Origin of the sequence: Rosenbergiella sp. YN46 (assembly GCF_036620675.1) — a bacterium.
Classification (GTDB): domain Bacteria; phylum Pseudomonadota; class Gammaproteobacteria; order Enterobacterales; family Enterobacteriaceae; genus Jejubacter.
The window spans coordinates 1-16921 of sequence record NZ_JAZHEE010000055.1 but is presented as its reverse complement, the minus strand read 5'-3'; the positions used below and the strand labels follow the sequence as shown (position 1 = coordinate 16921).

15 protein-coding genes and 1 pseudogene are annotated in these 16921 nt (G+C 56.0%); 8 read left to right on the top strand and 8 right to left on the bottom strand.

The window, feature by feature from the left end; translation table 11 throughout:
• Nucleotides 1-469 precede the first annotated feature (469 nt).
• Complete coding sequence (locus tag V3W49_RS21685) at nucleotides 470-1378, bottom strand: alpha/beta fold hydrolase (protein WP_500148043.1); 909 nt, start codon at nucleotides 1376-1378, stop codon at nucleotides 470-472.
• Nucleotides 1379-1437: 59 nt separating this feature from the next.
• Nucleotides 1438-2040: a TetR/AcrR family transcriptional regulator gene (locus tag V3W49_RS21680; RefSeq protein ID WP_500148042.1), complete on the bottom strand. Its 603-nt coding sequence runs from the start codon at nucleotides 2038-2040 to the stop codon at nucleotides 1438-1440.
• Nucleotides 2041-2171: 131 nt separating this feature from the next.
• Between V3W49_RS21680 and V3W49_RS21675 the strand changes: the two are divergent.
• The 5 genes and pseudogenes from V3W49_RS21675 to V3W49_RS21655 all read left to right on the top strand — a co-directional run bounded on the left by V3W49_RS21675 (nucleotide 2172) and on the right by V3W49_RS21655 (nucleotide 5428).
• Nucleotides 2172-3200, top strand: a pseudogene (locus tag V3W49_RS21675) (DUF1176 domain-containing protein).
• A gap of 158 nt (nucleotides 3201-3358) precedes the next feature.
• Nucleotides 3359-3526 (top strand): hypothetical protein, encoded by a 168-nt coding sequence (locus V3W49_RS21670; protein WP_500148041.1) that lies wholly within the window; start codon nucleotides 3359-3361, stop codon nucleotides 3524-3526.
• Between the two features lie 14 nt (nucleotides 3527-3540).
• Nucleotides 3541-4653 (top strand): NADH:flavin oxidoreductase/NADH oxidase, encoded by a 1113-nt coding sequence (locus tag V3W49_RS21665; RefSeq protein WP_500148040.1) that lies wholly within the window; start codon nucleotides 3541-3543, stop codon nucleotides 4651-4653.
• A gap of 66 nt (nucleotides 4654-4719) precedes the next feature.
• A complete protein-coding gene (locus V3W49_RS21660; RefSeq protein ID WP_500148038.1) occupies nucleotides 4720-5004 on the top strand; it encodes a helix-turn-helix domain-containing protein in 285 nt (94 codons plus the stop codon).
• A 244-nt stretch (nucleotides 5005-5248) separates the two neighbouring features.
• A complete protein-coding gene (locus V3W49_RS21655; RefSeq protein WP_500148037.1) occupies nucleotides 5249-5428 on the top strand; it encodes a hypothetical protein in 180 nt (59 codons plus the stop codon).
• A gap of 39 nt (nucleotides 5429-5467) precedes the next feature.
• Here V3W49_RS21655 and V3W49_RS21650 read toward each other — a convergent pair whose 3' ends face one another.
• The 5 genes from V3W49_RS21650 to V3W49_RS21630 all read right to left on the bottom strand — a co-directional run bounded on the left by V3W49_RS21650 (nucleotide 5468) and on the right by V3W49_RS21630 (nucleotide 11201).
• Nucleotides 5468-6178 carry a 3'-5' exonuclease gene (locus V3W49_RS21650; protein WP_500148036.1) on the bottom strand — a complete coding sequence of 237 codons (711 nt, stop codon included), beginning with the start codon at nucleotides 6176-6178 and terminating at the stop codon, nucleotides 5468-5470.
• 1 nt (nucleotide 6179) lies between these two features.
• The gene (locus V3W49_RS21645) at nucleotides 6180-8048 is read right to left on the bottom strand and encodes a DUF294 nucleotidyltransferase-like domain-containing protein (protein ID WP_500148035.1); all 1869 of its coding nucleotides are present in this window, start codon (nucleotides 8046-8048) and stop codon (nucleotides 6180-6182) included.
• A gap of 71 nt (nucleotides 8049-8119) precedes the next feature.
• Nucleotides 8120-9751, bottom strand: coding sequence for a sodium/sugar symporter (locus V3W49_RS21640; protein ID WP_500148034.1), 1632 nt, complete (start codon nucleotides 9749-9751; stop codon nucleotides 8120-8122).
• Between the two features lie 360 nt (nucleotides 9752-10111).
• Nucleotides 10112-10465 carry a DUF1428 domain-containing protein gene (locus V3W49_RS21635; RefSeq protein ID WP_500148033.1) on the bottom strand — a complete coding sequence of 118 codons (354 nt, stop codon included), beginning with the start codon at nucleotides 10463-10465 and terminating at the stop codon, nucleotides 10112-10114.
• Between the two features lie 73 nt (nucleotides 10466-10538).
• Nucleotides 10539-11201 (bottom strand): TetR/AcrR family transcriptional regulator, encoded by a 663-nt coding sequence (locus V3W49_RS21630; RefSeq protein WP_500148032.1) that lies wholly within the window; start codon nucleotides 11199-11201, stop codon nucleotides 10539-10541.
• An 81-nt stretch (nucleotides 11202-11282) separates the two neighbouring features.
• Between V3W49_RS21630 and V3W49_RS21625 the strand changes: the two genes are divergently transcribed.
• The 3 genes from V3W49_RS21625 (at nucleotide 11283) to V3W49_RS21615 (ending at nucleotide 15165) form a co-directional block, all read left to right on the top strand.
• Nucleotides 11283-12794, top strand: coding sequence for an MDR family MFS transporter (locus V3W49_RS21625; protein WP_500148031.1), 1512 nt, complete (start codon nucleotides 11283-11285; stop codon nucleotides 12792-12794).
• Between the two features lie 153 nt (nucleotides 12795-12947).
• A complete protein-coding gene (locus V3W49_RS21620; protein ID WP_500148030.1) occupies nucleotides 12948-14117 on the top strand; it encodes an acetyl-CoA C-acetyltransferase in 1170 nt (389 codons plus the stop codon).
• A 364-nt stretch (nucleotides 14118-14481) separates the two neighbouring features.
• Nucleotides 14482-15165, top strand: a complete 684-nt coding sequence (locus V3W49_RS21615; RefSeq protein ID WP_500148029.1) for an oligogalacturonate-specific porin KdgM family protein — start codon at nucleotides 14482-14484, stop codon at nucleotides 15163-15165.
• A 49-nt stretch (nucleotides 15166-15214) separates the two neighbouring features.
• On the opposite strand, the gene V3W49_RS21610 is transcribed toward V3W49_RS21615, so the two are convergent.
• Entirely contained in the window at nucleotides 15215-16450 is a 1236-nt protein-coding gene (locus V3W49_RS21610) for a mechanosensitive ion channel family protein (protein ID WP_500148028.1), read from the bottom strand.
• Between the last annotated feature and the right edge of the window lie 471 nt (nucleotides 16451-16921).

Genomic DNA, 16921 nt, shown 5'->3' with positions numbered 1-16921 from the left:
TTGTTCTGAAACAGGGCGCCGAAGCTGCCTGTCACCCTCACGCCAGCCCTCTCCCTGAAAGGCGAGGGAGTTTCCCGCCAATGAACGGAACAGCCCACTGCATCGTTATATTCTGCCGCTTTTGTTCTGAAACAGGGCGCCGAAGCTGCCTGTCACCCTCACGCCAGCCCTCTCCCTGAAAGGCGAGGGAGTTTCCCGGCAGTGAACGGAACAGCCCACTGCATCGTTATATTCTGCCGCTTTTGTTCTGAAACCGGGCGCCGGAGCCGCCTGTTCCCTCACTCCGGCCCTCTCCCGAAACGGGAGAGGGAGTTTCCCGGCAATGAACGAAATAGCCCGCCACATCATCATATTCTGCTGCTTTTGTTCTGAAACCGGGCGCCGAAGCCGCCTGTCACCCTCACTCCGGCCCATACACCCTGAAGGGAGAGGGAGTTCCCCCTGCTTTTTATCTGGCGCCCGGTCTGCGTCAGATAAAGAAGTTGCTTAATGCCCGGGCGGCGGCCTGGGGCTGCTCTTCCGGAATAAAATGGCCGCAGTGAGCGATGAGGCACCCTTCTATTTCTGTCACGAAGGGGCGCAGCGGGGCCGCCATATCAGGGATCGAGCCCTGGTCGGCGCTGATGGCCAGTACCGGCACGTTAAGGGGGCCTGCCTGCTGCAGTTCTCGGTTCTGGCGGGCGGAAAGTTCGGCGGCCCGATACCAGGCAAGCCCGGCCCGCAGGCCACCGCTGGTGGTAAATACCCGCAGGTATTCATCGATATCCTGCTCCGAAAAGGCGTCCGGAAATGCCGTTTTACGGCGCAGGAACCAGTCCAGATAGAGACGTTCGCGCCCGTTTATCAGCGCTTCCGGCAGATCGGCAATGGTATGGAACGCGAAGTGCCACGTCTTCCAGGCCTTATCCGGAGCCGTGGGCAACGCGTCCGGCAGGGTAAGACCAGGTATGCCGGCGTCGAGCAGCGCCAGGCGTATCACTTCATCGCGATAGCGGTTGGCGAAGGGCCAGGCAACCCAGGCGCCGACGTCGTGCCCGGCGAGGTAGTAGCGCTTTATGTCCAGCTGTTGCAGCAGGGTGTGCAATCTGTCGGCCGTAGTCAGCGTATCGTAGCCGTCCAGCGGTTTGTCGGAATCGCCCTGTCCTGGCAAGTCTGGCGCGATAATATAAAAACGTGGGGCCAGAATCTTCATGACCTTATGCCAGGCGTACCAGCTTTGGGGAAAGCCAGCCAGCAATACCAGCGTTGGGCCTGCCTGATGCCCACCTGCCACATAGTGCAGCCGCAGGCCGTTGACGGTGGCGTAACGATGTTCAAACCCGGAAAGCGACGCTACCGGGCGCGATGCGGGGCGGTTATGCATCAGGTTTGTTTTCATGGTGATATCTCCTGTGATGACATTAAGGAAACGATCGATTCCTTAATGAGTAAATTTTTTTAGTCGAGCAGCTTCATAATTTGCGCGATAGCGGCGTCAGCATCGCTAATTTCCGTCACCTTTCCCATCACGCGCATGCCCAGCGTCAGGCAGAGCAGCAGATCGGCCGTCAGGCCAGGATCGATACGGGCATCAATCGATCCGTCACGCTGGCCTTTGCGAATCATTTCGTCAATAAACGTTCGATTACGCAGCACGGCCTGGCGGGCCAGCCCGGCCAGCTCTTCATCCAGGGCCCTGGATTCCACCGTGCTGCCCACCACCAGGCAGCCGCGTCGCCCTTCCAGAGCCGTTGCTGACTCCAGATAGAAACGCAGCCATTCCGCCAGACGTTCCCGACCGCTGGTCAGGGGAGCCAGGCGATTGCGCAGCGCTGTGCCGCGCTGGGACAGATAGCGGGTGAACACCTGAATAAACAGATTGCGCTTATCCCTGAAGGCCTTGTAGATACTGCCCGATGTTAGCCCCATGGCGGTGCTTAACTCGCTGATCGACGCGGCGTGATAGCCGCGGGTGCGGAAAACCAGCATGGCCTGATCCAGCGCGCGGTCAGTATCGAATTCACGCGGGCGTCCGCGCTCTTTAACCGGTGATCGACCCATGGCGACCCTTATTTAGAAAATGAACATTTCCTAAATGATGACAAAGAAAGCGCCGGGAGTAAAGCCTCTTCTGGCTATACTGACCAACGCTTCCAGGCCCGGGAGTCATACTGGTTATTGGGGAATCTGTCATGATCAAATGGAATCACCTTAGCTTACTTGCGCTTTGCTGCCTGGCGTCGTCGGTCGCCCGGGCTATTACGTCAGATGGGATTAGTTTTTCCCATAAGGACTGGGATCTGGTTTGCGATAACACGCTGACCTGCCGGGCCGCAGGCTACTCGCCGGAAGGCACAGAGCAGGCCGCCAGCGTGTTGTTGATTCGTAAGGCGGGCCCGGGTACGGCGCTGGAAAATCGGGTGAGGCTTGCGGATAGCGAGGACGGACAGCGTTCTGGTGGCGCGCCGCAGCTGGTGGTGGAAGGCCAGGCACTGGGCGAGTTGTAGCCTGGCGAAGATGACGCCTGGCAGATGAATACCCGCCAGTCCGACGCTTTTATGGCTGCGCTGCATAACGGCACCGATATTCATTTTGAAGACGCCCGCGGCGCGTATCCACTTTCCGGGGCGGGATCCAGTGCGGTGTTGCTCAAAATGGATGACGTGCAGGGAAGGGTGGGAACCCGGGGAGCCTTGATAAGAGCCGGATCCCGGGATGAATCCGGCGTGCGGTCGCCGAATCCCGCCACCGTTGTCGTAAAAGCGCCGGTGGTGGACAAAGAGAGTCGCGCCATGACCGCTGAAGAGATCGCGCAGATAAAACCGAAGCTGATATCGTCCATTAAGTCCAGCGGCGACTGTGACGATGAGTGGGGGGGCGAACACTGGTATTTCGCCCGTCTGGACGATCGCTATGCGCTGGCAGGGGCGTCCTGCTGGCGCGGCGCCTATAACAGCGGCGATATCTGGTTCGTTATCAACAGCGAAAGCCGCGAACCAGTGCAACAGGTGACCACCAGCGCGACGGCGTACCATGCGGGAACGATCGATTTGTATCAGAAAGGACGCGGGCTGGGCGACTGTATGCGCTTCGCCAGCTGGACATGGAACGGCCAGCGCTTTGTCGCCAGTTCAGACGGTGATACCGGTCGCTGCATGATGATCCGCCCCGGCGGCGCCTGGATGCTTCCGACCCTGGTGACCCGCCTGAGCCAGAGCTAATCGAAGGACGGGGGCAAGAAGAGGGGGAATTTCTGTTCTCCGGGCGGCGCCTTCTGAACTGGCGCAGTGTCAGCTCCAGCAGACGCAGCGCGAATATTACCAGAGAGCCCGGGCTGAGCCGATCGCTCTTGCTGAAAACAATGCCGGTCCGCCGTTTTATGACGTGTACTGACGGGGAAGGACGATATCTGGTTATCGGGCAGGGATACGGCTCTCCCGTTAAACTCTTAATGGGGATTCCCGTTACCGGAAAGTCCCCGCAGCATGCGGCGGTTTCCGGTGGCCGCAAGGCTAACCCGAAAGGGCCGCAACGTCAGGTATCCTGAGTCCGGAGGTGATTATGTCCCTGTTATTCAGTCCGCTGAAGGTTGGGCCGCTGACGCTGAAAAACCGTATTGTGGTTCCCCCAATGTCGCAATACTCCGCGGCAAGTGATGGCGTGGTGGCGCCGTGGCACGCACAGCACATCGGTAATCTGGCAATTTCCGGCGCTGGCATGGTGATTTCCGAAGCCATGGGCGTGACGCCGGATGGCCGGATTACGCCGCACTGCCTGGGATTATGGAATGATGCGCAGGCGCGGGCGCTACAGAAGTTGCTGACCGACATTCGCACCTATAGCGATACGCCCATTGGCGTGCAGCTTAACCACGCCGGGCGCAAAGCGAGCGTCAGCCCACCGTGGATAGATCATGGTGCTCCGCTTAGCGACGAGCAAGGGGGCTGGCATACGGTCGCTCCTTCCGCCGTTTCATGGCGACCGGGGTGGCGCATCCCGGAGGCGCTGGATGAACCCGGTATGGAACGCATCGTTCAGGCCTTTATCAGCGCCGCCAGACGGGCGCTGGAGGCCGGGGCGGATTTTGCGGAGCTGCTGGCTGCCAACGGCTATCTGCTGAGCCAGTTTTTGTCGCCGCTCAGTAACCAGCGCGGCGATGATTATGGCGGCAGTCCGGAAAACCGGATGCGCTTCCCCCTGCGGGTGGCCCGGGCGCTGCGCGAGATATGGCCGGCGTCGCTGCCGTTAGGCGTGCGTTTTAACGGCGGTGAGTTCGCCGACGGCGGGCTGGAACTGGCGGAGGCGGTTCAGTTTGCCCGGGAACTGCATCGCCTGGGATATGACTACCTGAGCGTTTCCGGGGGCTATAACGTCTATAACGAAACGCCGCCCGTCGGGCAACAGGGCTATATGGTCCCCTTTGCCGCAGCGGTAAAAGCGGCGCTGCCCGATGCAGTAGTGATTACCGTTGGTATGATCTACGAAGCGGATCGGGCCGAGGCGATCCTTCAGGAGCGCAAGGCGGATCTGATCGCCGTGGGGCGAGGCATTCTCGACGATCCCCGCTGGCCGCTCCATGCGGCGATCGCAATGGGCGAGCGCGCGCAGTGGCCGAAACCATACGATCGCTTTGGCCCCCGGGGCTGGCCGGGCCATAAGTCACATAACGCATAATGATCATGGCACGGCTTAAGCGCGATGGCGGAAAGTCGGCACTGGCCATGCTGGATCTGCCGCGTAGTGAATCGATCCTCAATCATCGCTGGCGGTAATCTACCGGTCGCGCACTACGCCCGCCAGACAGGCATATCCGGCGCCCACCTGAATACGCCGTGCCGTGAATATTATAGATGTGGCGTGCTGTTGGAGGTCAGGCGCAGCCTGCGCTGTACCAGTATGACGGTAAGCCAGATCTCCGACTCTCTGGGGTTTAGCGACGCGGCTTGGTTTTCCCGTTTTTTTCGCGGGAGAACCGGTGCTATGCCTGGAGTATTTCAGTTCGCAATCCCTGTTACCCCTTCCTGATATCGGATCCTTTTCACTCTACGCTTTCTGATAAAGAAAGATGCGGGTGATTTACATGTTTTCAGTAAATTGCTAAAGTGGCATGTTAAGGATAATCCTAAAAATCGTTAAGAAAGATCTGTATTTTTGTTATTTGCCGGAGAGAGACATTGAAGGATCATCAAAGAAAGTATCTTGCATGGCTGCTGGTCTTCCTGCTGGGAGCGCTCTTCTGGCTTACCCTTTTTTTGATATGGGTTTACTGATGGCGGCACACAGGAAGCAGCAACAGCCGGATTCCGGAGGAGCGCAGGCGGAGCAGCGTAGAGAGATCCGCGATAAGATGGAGCAGATGGGGCTGGATCCCGAACAGCGACGCTTTATCGAACAGATGCTGGACGGCGAAGACGATACAGAAGGGATGGGGGAGGCGCCGTCGGAATGAACGTCCAACCCGCTATTTCATTTTTCTTCCTTTGTTCTGCTAACGTGACGCGTTAATCCACTCCCCCAGCGGCGCCCTCTGTTGACGATACAGTCGAAAGCGCTGGGCCAGAAACAGCTCCGCGGTGGCGATGGCGTCGCTCAGGGCGTGGTGGGCCGGGTATTCCGGTAGCCGGTAACGGCGGCGCAGATCGGAAAGACGCCAGCTAACAGGGCCGCGCTCGCGGGCATTGGGGAAGGCTTGCTCGATCTTCAGGGTATCCAGCCATATCAGCGGCAGTTCAGGCAGTGAGTTGCGTCGCAGATACTGACAGCTAAATTCGCGCTCTATGACTGCCCCGTGAACCACCAGTACTTTCCCCGCCATGGCCGACCATAGCTGTTCGAACGCCGCGGCTTCGCTGACGCCGTTTTGTTGCATTTCCGGCATAATGTGGTGCAGGGTGATGGCGGCGCTGTCGGCGCCTGGTGTGGCCTGCAGCAGCAGATGGCGGGCGCTATCCAGCGCGATAACCCCCTGATGCACCTCCACCCAGCCCATGCTGACAATGCGATCCTGCCCGGCGTTTAATCCGCTGGTTTCAAAGTCGAAAACCAGTAGCGGCAACTGGAGAATATCGACTTCCGCCGACGGCAGCGGCGTGCGAAGAATTGCCTGTATCCCTGGCGGCCATTCTGCCTGAGCGCGAAGCAGCCGTTGCCGCTGTTGCTCCAGCTTTCGTAGCGGATCCCGTGCCGTAAACCAGCTCATATCAGCCCCCAAACTTCATTTTGGCCGCGTCCTGGAAGCCGGAGATGATACTGAAGGCGTCTTTTAAATGCTGGCGTTCGAAGCTGCCGAAGCGGGCGGGATCCAGCGTGTTGTCAGGCAGCTCGCCCCGGCTCAGGGCCAGGCGCTGATGCAGGTAGCGCAACTGAGTGGCGTAGCGCCAGGTGCCGAGCATATCCTGGACAGAAGCCTCATTCAGCGCCTGGCGCTCCAGCAGTTGCCGAATGCGCTCCCCGGTATTCAGCGCTTCGATATCAGCATGCAGGGCGTAGATACGCGCCAGATCCACCAGACAGTGGATGGCCGCGCGTTTAATATTCAGCACTTTCTTGTTATCGCCATCTTTTTCCAGTACCAGGTTATGGAAGATGCCCAGCGGTGGCCGCACCCGGAGCGCGTTGCGTAGCAGCGCCGCCAGCAGCTTAACGTTACGGCCGATCTGCTGGTGGCGGTAATCATCCAGATGCCGGAATAGCGCGCTGTCGCCCGCCACATGGCGGATTTCGATAAACACATTCAGGTTGAGCAGCCACTCATATTCCGGGTTGGTGGCCCATTTGCGGTAGTAGTTCTGCCACACCGTCAGGCGCTGGCACCAGGTGGGGGTAACGGCCATAAAGCGGCCGGAGCAGAGGGTATAACCGCAGTCGGCCAGCCCTTTACAGACATACATCGCGAAGTGGCTGAAATAGAGGCGATCGCTGTCTGTCGCGCTGTCATCCAGCAACAGCGCGTTGTCCTGATCGGAAGAGAGGTGAACTTCGCCCCTGGCGTGAGATCCGGCGGCCATCCAGGACCAGGCGCAGGGCGGCTCTCCCAGATAGCTGATAGCCAGCTCGGTCAGACGTCGGGTGAAGGCATCGTAGATAAGGGTCAGCACCTGGGCGATAACGGCGGGGGCGACGTTACCATCCACTAGCGCTTCGAAAATCGCCTGACGGGTCGGTGTTAATGCCTGAAGTTCCGCGCTGTTTCGGGCGCGGCTTATCTGGTCAATTAAAAATATCGCCTGCACGCTGTTTTTTTGCACCAGCTGCTGCGGCGTAATCAGCCCCACTATGTGGTGCTGACGATCGATGACCGGGATGTTCTGGATATTGTATTGCATCATCAGGCCGGTGGCGCGAATCGTCAGTTCGTCCTGATAAACGGTATGCAACTGGTCTGTCATTACGCTGGCGATGGGCTGGTGGATGTCGTGGCCGCGGGCAACCACCCTTTTGGTCATATCCTTGTCAGTCACCATACCAATCAGGGTGTTGTTTTTATCCACCACAAAGGCACAGGAAGTACGCACCTGGTCGCGCATGATTCGCGCTACCTCCTGAATGGGAGTTTGGGGCGTAACGACGGCGATATTGCGGCTAGCCACGTCTCCTGTTGGTCGGAAGAACAGTCCCTTTTCCTGATCTGACCAGCGGACGTTCAGCGAGGATTCCATGCGGCTCCAGGCGCTGAGTGCCAGTTGGGACACCACTTCCGGATAGTCGGAGATAGTATCAAGCAACGCCTGATAGCCGATGCGGTAAATCAGGGTGCTGTCGATGGCCTGTACGCTGTAGTCTGGCGCCGACGCCTGCCGGGATTCATGCAGCAGTCCGAAACCGAAGATATCTTCATCCCCCAGTCTGGCGCGCAGACTGCCGTCGGGGTGGCGCTGTTCTATGATCCCGGTGCGAATAATATAGAGATAGCCCGTGTCGCCTTCTGGTTTTTCCAGCGTTTCGCCCTGGCCCAGGTAAAGAATCGCCATCTGTTCGGCAACCCGGTTCAGCACCGGTGCCGGGAGCTGGTTAAAAGGCTTAATGGGCCGCAGAAAGGCAACGATGTTGGGTAATAGTTCTTCCGTCATGGCGACGCTCCTGAATAAAAAAGGCCCCGCACCTGTAAGGAAGCGGGGCCTCGCAGACGTCCTGCTGCAGATTACCAGAACAGGGCGTAGATTACCGCCAGAATGACGACCACAGCGTAAGCGGCAATATTAAAGCTCCGCTCGGTGTGGAAGGTTTTAGCGGTCAACACAATGCCTTTTTCATCGTCATCGGCTTCAGATGTGCTCAGACTGGTCAGCGCAATCACCACCAGAGTGAACAACAGCGTGTAAAGCATCTGATCCATAAACGGCATGTTCAGCGGCATAAACTTCAGGAACAGCGCGAAAGGAATGGACAGTACCACACCCAGAATCGCCCCTTTGCTGGTGGTTTTTTTCCAGAACAGCCCCAGCAGGAACACCGCCAGGATGCCCGGACTGACCAGACCGGTATATTCCTGAATATACTGGAATGCCTGACCAATATTCCCCAGCATCGGCGCGACCAGACAGGCAACGATCAAGGCGACGATGGCAGTGATACGACCGACGTTAACCAGTTTGTGATCGCCTGCCTGAGGCGAAATGTACTCTTTGTAGATGTCCATGGTGAAGATAGTGGCGGTGGAGTTCAGCATTGACGCCAGCGAGGAGACGATAGCCGCCGTCAGCGCCGCAAAGACCACGCCTTTCAGGCCAGCCGGCAGGAACTGCGTTAGCCACGGGTAGGCTTTATCCGCGTGGGCGGCAGTCGGCATATTGTTTGCCGCAACGCTGCCCATGTTGGCCATCAGCTCCGGCGAAGAGGTAATGACATAAGCGGCGATACCCGGAATCACCACCAGAAACGGTACAATCATCTTCAGGAAGGCGGCAAACAGAATACCTTTCTGTGCTTCCGGTACCGATTTGGCTGCCAGGGTACGCTGAATGATGTACTGGTTGAAGCCCCAGTAGTAAAGGTTCGCGACCCACAGGCCGCCGATCAGTACCGCGATGCCCGGCAGGTTCATATACTGCGGGTTGCTCTGGTCGAGAATCATCTGGAAGTGGCCAGGCGCCGCTTCATACATTCTGGCGAAACCGCTAAACCAACCTTCGTCGCCGCCGATGAAGTGTACTGCCAGCCAGGTGGTCAACAGACCGCCCAGTACCAGGAAGAAGACCTGAATGACGTCGGTCCAGACCACTGCGGAAAGGCCGCCGTAGATGGAGTACACCAGCGCGAACAGCGCCAGACCGATGATGGAGTACATTAGCGGAATGCCAAGGATGGTTTCCAGCGCCAGGCCGCCGAGGTAGAGCACGGAGGTCAGGTTAACGAAGACATACAGGGCTATCCAGAAAACGGCCAGGATGGTCTTCAGGTTTTTGTTAAAGCGCTTTTCAACGAATTCCGGGATGGTGTAGATCCCTTTTTCGATGAACACAGGCAGAAAGTATTTGCCGACGATAATCAACGTCAACGCTGCCATCCACTCATAGGATGCGATAGCCAGACCGATAGAGAAACCGGAACCGGACATGCCGATAAACTGCTCGGCGGAGATGTTAGCGGCGATAAGCGAGGCGCCTACTGCCCACCACGGCAGAGATTTACCCGCCAGGAAATAGTCTTCAGTACTCTTTTGTTTGCCTTTTTTATCTCTGGATACCCAGAGGCCGACGCCGATGATAATCGCAACGTAGACGGCGAATACCACCATGTCGATAAGGCCTAAACCTTGTTCAATGTTAGCCATGATTTTGATCCCTACGGCAATCAGACATTCAGGGGGTAATGTAAGCGTTTCCACTATAATTGAATGTAACCTGATTCACACTTTTATTAAATTTTTCGTTAACTGACACATCAACAAATATGAATTGTTAAGAATTAACCCTGGTGACTACTTCTGCGTGCATAGTTAAGCCGGTAAAACACCGGGAAGAAGGCTGAATAGAACAGGAATGGCCCCTGTTTAATATCCATACTTAGAAAAAGCCTATTTGTTGCAACATAAAGATGGGAAGCCATAAAGGCGGTGGAAACGGGGATTAGTGATAACGGTTACATTCTGCGATACGAAAGGCGCGGCCGGTTAAACCGGTCGCGCCCGGGGTTATTCATCAACAACAGGCATAAAGCCGCCAAATATCATGCGTTTTCCGTCAAAGGGCATTTCATTCCCCAGCGCTTTCATGCGCGGATCGCTCATGATTTTCTGGTTCGCCGCATCACGAACTTCCCGGGAAGGGTACTCAATCCAGCTGAACACCACCTCTTCATCCTCCCGGGCCTGCACCGCCATGCGAAAGTCGGTGACGCTGCCGTCCGGCACGTCATCGGCCCAGCATTCCACGACGCGCAGGGCGCCAAACTCCTTAAAGAGCGGAGCTGCTTTGGCGGCCAGCACCCTGTAGGACTCTTTATTTGCGGCGGGTACGGCGACGACAAAACCGTCGACATACTTCATAGGTTTTCTCCGGATTAAAGGGATTATCGGGCCGGTGCGACCTGCCCAAATTAAGTATAGTCCGGGGTGGAGGTTATGGTCGGGGAGCGGGATTCAGGCCGTGCTCCAGCAGGATCAGCGCATGACGTTCGATAACATCCGCTGGCAGGGCCGGCTGTGCGGGACGGTTCTGGATGGCCAGCGGCACCAGGATCAGGCTGAGCAATGAGGTAAACACCAAAGCAGGTTCCAGGTCGCGATGCAGTTTTCCTTCGTTCTGCCAGCGGCGCAGGGTATCCAGCGCCATCTGACGTTCGGCGCTGCCGTGGCGCGCGTACATCTGCTGACGCAGAATCCCGGCATCGCCGGTCACTTCCTGAAGCCAGAGCGGCGCGAACCAGGGATGGCGCCGCGCAGCATCAGCTATCTTGTGAACCAGCGCGCCAATAGCCTCCCGTGGTGCATCTGCGTGGGCGGTAAAAACGGTAGCGATATCGCTACGCAGCGGCAGGAAGCGCTCCTCAATCATAATATCCAGCAGCTGTTCGCGGGTGTTGAAATAATAGTGAAGCACCGCCGGCGTGACTTCGGCTTCTTTCGCGATAGCGTTTAGCGAGGTTTCCGCTATGCCCTGGCGGGCAAACAGATTGAGGGCGATATCGAGCAGATGTTCCCGACGATCGCGGCTTTTGGTTTGGCCTTTGGGGCGCCCCGGGCGACGGCCCGCAGGCGTCGCGTTGCCTTTCAGTGCTGTCATAATAGCGGTATCCATTGACTCTACGTCATCATTATCTGAATATTAACTATTCGATTAATTAATTTCAAATGAGTTTGGGTTATGAGCGCACAAAGTATAACGCACCGGCAGGACAAGGCGACCGCAGGCCCTCCTTCTATCCGGCTGCTGTTCAGCGCGCTGCTCCTGGTGATGCTGCTGTCCGCCCTGGATCAGACGATTGTCTCTACCGCACTGCCGACCATCGTCGGCGAACTGGGGGGGCTGGATAAGCTTTCCTGGGTGGTGACTGCCTATATTCTCTCTTCCACCATAGTGGTGCCGCTGTACGGTAAGTTTGGCGATCTGTTTGGTCGTAAGCGCGTGTTGCAGATAGCGATAATTCTGTTTTTACTCGGCTCGGTGCTGTGCGGTCTGGCGCAGAATATGACGCAGCTGGTGCTGATGCGCGCTCTGCAGGGGCTCGGCGGCGGTGGTTTGATGGTGGTGAGTATGGCGGCAGTGGCGGATGTGGTGCCACCTGCCAGTCGCGGCCGCTATCAGGGGCTGTTCGGTGGCGTATTTGGCCTGGCGACGGTGGTTGGGCCGCTACTGGGCGGCTTTATCGTACAGCATGCGTCCTGGCGCTGGATCTTCTATATCAACCTGCCACTAGGGCTGTTCGCGCTGCTGGTGATAGGTGCGGTTTTTAAGAGTAGCGCTCGCCGGGCGCGTCATGAAATCGACTATCTGGGCGCTTTCTGGCTCAGCCTTACGCTACTCAGCATTGTTCTGTTTACCAGCGAAGGGGGCAGCGTTTACGCCTGGAACGAACCGCGCCTGTGGTGCATTCTGGCCTTCGGGCTGGTGGGCATCGCCGGGTTTATCTACGAAGAACGACTGGCTAAAGAGCCGATTATTCCGCTGACATTATTTCGCAACCGCAGCTTCGCGGTGTGCAGCCTGGTAGGGTTTATTATCGGGATGTCGCTGTTCGGCTCGGTCACTTTCCTGCCGCTCTGGCTCCAGGTGGTGAAAGGCTCCAGCCCTACCGAGGCAGGGCTTCAGCTTCTGCCGCTGATGGGGGGGCTGTTGGTGACATCGGCGCTGAGTGGTCGCATTATCAGTCGCACCGGCCGTTATCGCCTCTTCCCGCTACTGGGGACGCTGCTGGCATCTGTCGGTATGGCATTGCTGACAAGGTTGACCAATGATTCGCCCAGTTGGGCGCTCTGGCTCTATACCGGGCTGTTGGGTATGGGGCTGGGGATGGTAATGCAGGTACTGGTGCTGGCGGTGCAAAACAGCGTGGATGCCGGACAGATAGGGGTGGCCACGTCCGGGGTGACGCTGTTTCGTTCGGTGGGGGGCTCCATCGGCGTGGCGCTGTTTGGCGCTATCTTTACCCGGGTATTAGACACTAATCTTTCCCGGCTGTTGCCCGAAGGAGCGGTTTTGCCACGGGCGTTAAATCCAGCGGCGATTCATCACCTGCCCGAAGCGCTGCGTCATGATTATCTTCAGGCGTTTGGTGCGGCGATCCACGCCGCCTTTATGGTAGCGGCGGCAGTGATGGTACTGGCATTTGTGCTGGCATGGCTAATCCGCGAAGCTCCCCTGAAAACGCATCACTGAGGCTTTTCTTGTGCTGTGACGCCGATAAGTGCCGCTCAATCCATAACATTTTGGATGTGATATCTCTCAAATTTTTCAACAATTGCAGAAAAATTTGATAACAATGTGTTTAAGATAAATCCTGTCTGCCGAATGGAGAAGGACAGGAAGAAGATGAAAGATGTGGTGATAGTCGGCGCGGTGCGAACGCCCATCGGTTGCTTTAAAGGCGGTTTGTCCCAATATTCGGCGACCGAGCTGGGTACGGTGGTGGTAAAAGCCTTGCTGGAGCGTACCCGCGTGGATCCGCAGGCCGTGGACGAGGTGATTCTTGGCCAGGTACTGACCGCCGGCGCCGGGCAGAATCCGGCGCGCCAGACCGCGCTAAATAGCGGTCTGCCGTGGTCGGTTTCGGCCATCACCATCAATGATGTCTGCGGCTCTGGTCTTAAATCCCTGCATCTGGCGACCCAGGCGATTCAGTGCGGTGAGGCTGAAGTGGTTATCGCTGGCGGTCAGGAAAATATGAGTCGCGCGCCGCGGGTGCTTCGGGAAAGACATAAAGGCGGCCTGCCGGGCGGTAGCCAGCTTATTGACAGTCTGGTGCACGATGGCCTCTGGGACGCCTTTAACGATTACCATATGGGGGTTACGGCCGAAAACCTGGCCCGGGAGTATGGCATCAGTCGCGAACTTCAGGATGCTTATGCGCTGGCGTCACAGCGAAAAGCGCGTGCCGCCATTGATGCCGGCCGCTTTCGCGATGAAATCGTACCTGTGCGCAATGATCAGGGAGAGACGATGGATACCGACGAGCAGCCGCAGCTGGATCCCAGCGATGAGGGGCTGGCTCGTCTACGGCCTACCTTCGATCTCGCCGGTAGCGTGACTGCGGGTAACGCCTCATCGATTAACGACGGGGCGGCGGCGGTGATGATGATGAGCGCCAGTCGGGCGGAAGCCCTGAATCTACCGGTGCTGGCGCGCATTCGCGCCTTCGCCAGCGTTGGCGTCGATCCTGCCCTGATGGGGATAGCTCCCGTACATGCCACCCGTCGCTGTCTGGAGCGTGCCGGCTGGCTGCTTGAAGAACTGGACCTGGTAGAAGCTAACGAGGCGTTCGCCGCCCAGGCGCTCTCGGTCAATAAGTTACTGGAATGGGATGAGCAACGAGTCAATGTGAATGGCGGCGCTATTGCGCTGGGGCATCCGATTGGTGCTTCCGGTTGCCGTATCCTGGTTTCGCTGGTTCATGAGATGGTGAAACGCAATGCCAAAAAAGGGCTGGCAACGCTGTGTATCGGCGGCGGTCAGGGCGTAGCGCTGGCTATCGAACGAGATTAATTTCCCCGTAACCTGCTCCGTGCCGTCGCAGAAACGTTCTGCGGCGGCTTTTTTATTCATCCGTGGCGGCATATCATCGGCGCTAAATATAGTTAGCGTGATATCAATTTTCTTTATTAATTATTTCTTTGTCATTTTATCCTCCTGCCTGGCGACATGAAAACCCTGCCGATTAAGTGTGTTTATATGTGATCGCTAACAGGATGTTTATCACATTACGTATTTTTAAAGTGAGTCAAGTCACGAATGCAACGCTCTGTTTTAATGTAATAAATATTTACGATCGAGATCACTAAAATAAAATTCCTTAAAAAATAAAATTGCATTTCACAAAAATAAAACGCCATTTTGTTAGGGGATTTTCATGTTAAAGAGAACTCTGGGACTGGCAGCGCTCTGTGGCGCGACGTTTGCCGCGCAGGCGGTTACTGTAGACTTACGTCATGAGTATATTGATAGTGGAAGCAATGCGGATCGCGTTTCCGTTTCTCACCGTTTTGCTAACGGGTTGGGTTTTGGCGTGGAGGCCAAATGGAAGTCGGGGGGTACCAATAAAGATCAGCCCTTCACTGATATTATCGGGAATGGACATGAAGAGTCCCTTAGCTGGCGCTGGAAAGCGACCGACAACATTGCTATTACCCCTGGCGCCAATATTGAAAGCAATGATAGCCGCACTATCTATAAACCTTATCTTCATGCGCAGTACAGTTTTAACAGCGGATTATATGTGGCGGCACGTTATCGTTTCGAGTATACCCGTTATCCGAATGACAAAGATGAAGAGGATAATAAAACCAATCGCGGTGATATCTGGTTGGGGTACGTATTGGGGGACTGGCGCATTGAATTGAACTATCTGTATAAGCGCAGCGATCATCAGGTGCTGGCGGATAATAAAAAATGGGCTGATGAATATGACGTTAAACTGGCCTATAAGATTGACCAGAACTGGGCGCCTTATTTCCAGGTCGGAAACGTGCCTGGCAGTAAATCCAGTGATGAACGCCAGACCCGTCTGAGGGTTGGAGTGGCTTACGCCTTCTGATGCTGATGACCTATGCCCCGGAACTCTCCGCCGGGGCGCTGGTGTGGGTTCAGGCCGCGATGTTTTTGTTGCGTTTTGCCATCATATTCTTCATATCAATACCGGACGGTTTCTGGTAAATCTCCAGACCGAAATAACGGGCGGTAGCGAACATATACTCGAAAATCTCTGATTGCGTATCTTCGTATTCGCTCCAGAAGACGTTAGAGGTAAAGCAATAGATTTCGAGAGGCAACCCTTCTGCCGTCGGGCTAAGTTGTCGCACCACCAGATACATATCGTTGCGCACATCGGTACGCCGCTTCAGATACTCCAGCACATATTTTCGGAACAGCCCCAGATTGGTAATGCCGTGGTTGATAAGCTGGCTGGCGGAAATCTCATCCATTCGGCTGGTCAGCCAGTTTTCCAGCCCGACGTATTTTTCGGGTGATATCTCTTTTAACTGGTTAAGCAGCAGCGGCGTCGCGAACACAATGCTCGACTGATCGATAAAAAAGCTGCGCTTAATCCGCCGCCCGCCGGACTCAAACATCGGCTGCCAGTTCGTATAGGGTTCGGTAATAAAATTTTTGGTCGGTACCCGGGATACTGTGTTATCCCAGTTACGAATCGTAATGGTATGCAGGGCGATATCAGTCACTTCGCCGCTGATATTATTTTGTGGCATCTCGATCCAGTCACCGGGTTTTATAACGTTGGAAGAAGATACCTGAATATTGGCAACCAGCGAGATCAGCGTGTGCTGGAATACCAACATCAGCACTGCGGCTACCGCGCCGAGGCTGGAAATAATGATGATCGGCGACTTGTTGGACAGTGTCGCGAGTACCAGAATCGTGGCGATAGACGAAACCACAATTTTGGCTATCTGGATATAACCCTTTATTGAGTGGTGTTTTTCGCCATGCTTTTTGATATAGGCCGAGTTGGTGAGATCCAACATCTCATTAATCAGCATAGTGATATTGATAATAAATAGCACGCCGCACACAGTGCGGAGCGCGTCCAGCAGCGGTTCCGGTAGACCATTAATGACCTGAGATAAAAAATAGACGGTAATCACTGGCGCAATATTGGCCAGACGGCGCGATATCCGCATATCCTTATCGTGGGGATCCGACTTTTTGGTATGCAGAATAAAGCGTCTGACAATATTCAGCAGAAAGAACTTACAGACAACGGCCGAGATAAATCCGGCAAATAACATGAAGGTGATAGCCACCAGTGAGAAAGCGATTTGGTTGCTGTGGATCCAGTTCCATATTGAAAGCACATCGTGCATAAGAGCGTTCCTCTGAATGGCGGAGAGACACACCATGATGGCTATTTTTAATACATTGTCTTTACAAAAGATGGGGAGAAGAATAATTCGGACTTTTCTCGCAGCCGGAAATGGCAAAAAAGGTTCATCGCATATTAGCGTGGAGTGTTTGAAAGCGGAAACAAAAAACCGGCAGAATATGACGATGTGGCGGGCAGTTCCGGTCATTGCCGGGCAACTCCCTCTCCCTTCAGGGTGTACGTTCCGGAGTGAGGGTGACAGGCGGCTCCGGCGCCCGGTTTCAGAACAGAAGCGGCAGAATATAACGATGCGGTGGGTGTTCCGTTCACTTTGCGTCACTGCATCTCTGTTAATCCACCACGGGTGAACGGGCCAGGGGGCTCAGTCGCCGCCTCCCTGGCGACCCGGGCTTCCCGGCGGTAAAAAACGCCCTTCGGGGCCCCTTCGCTTATCACTCCGGGCTTTTCGGAA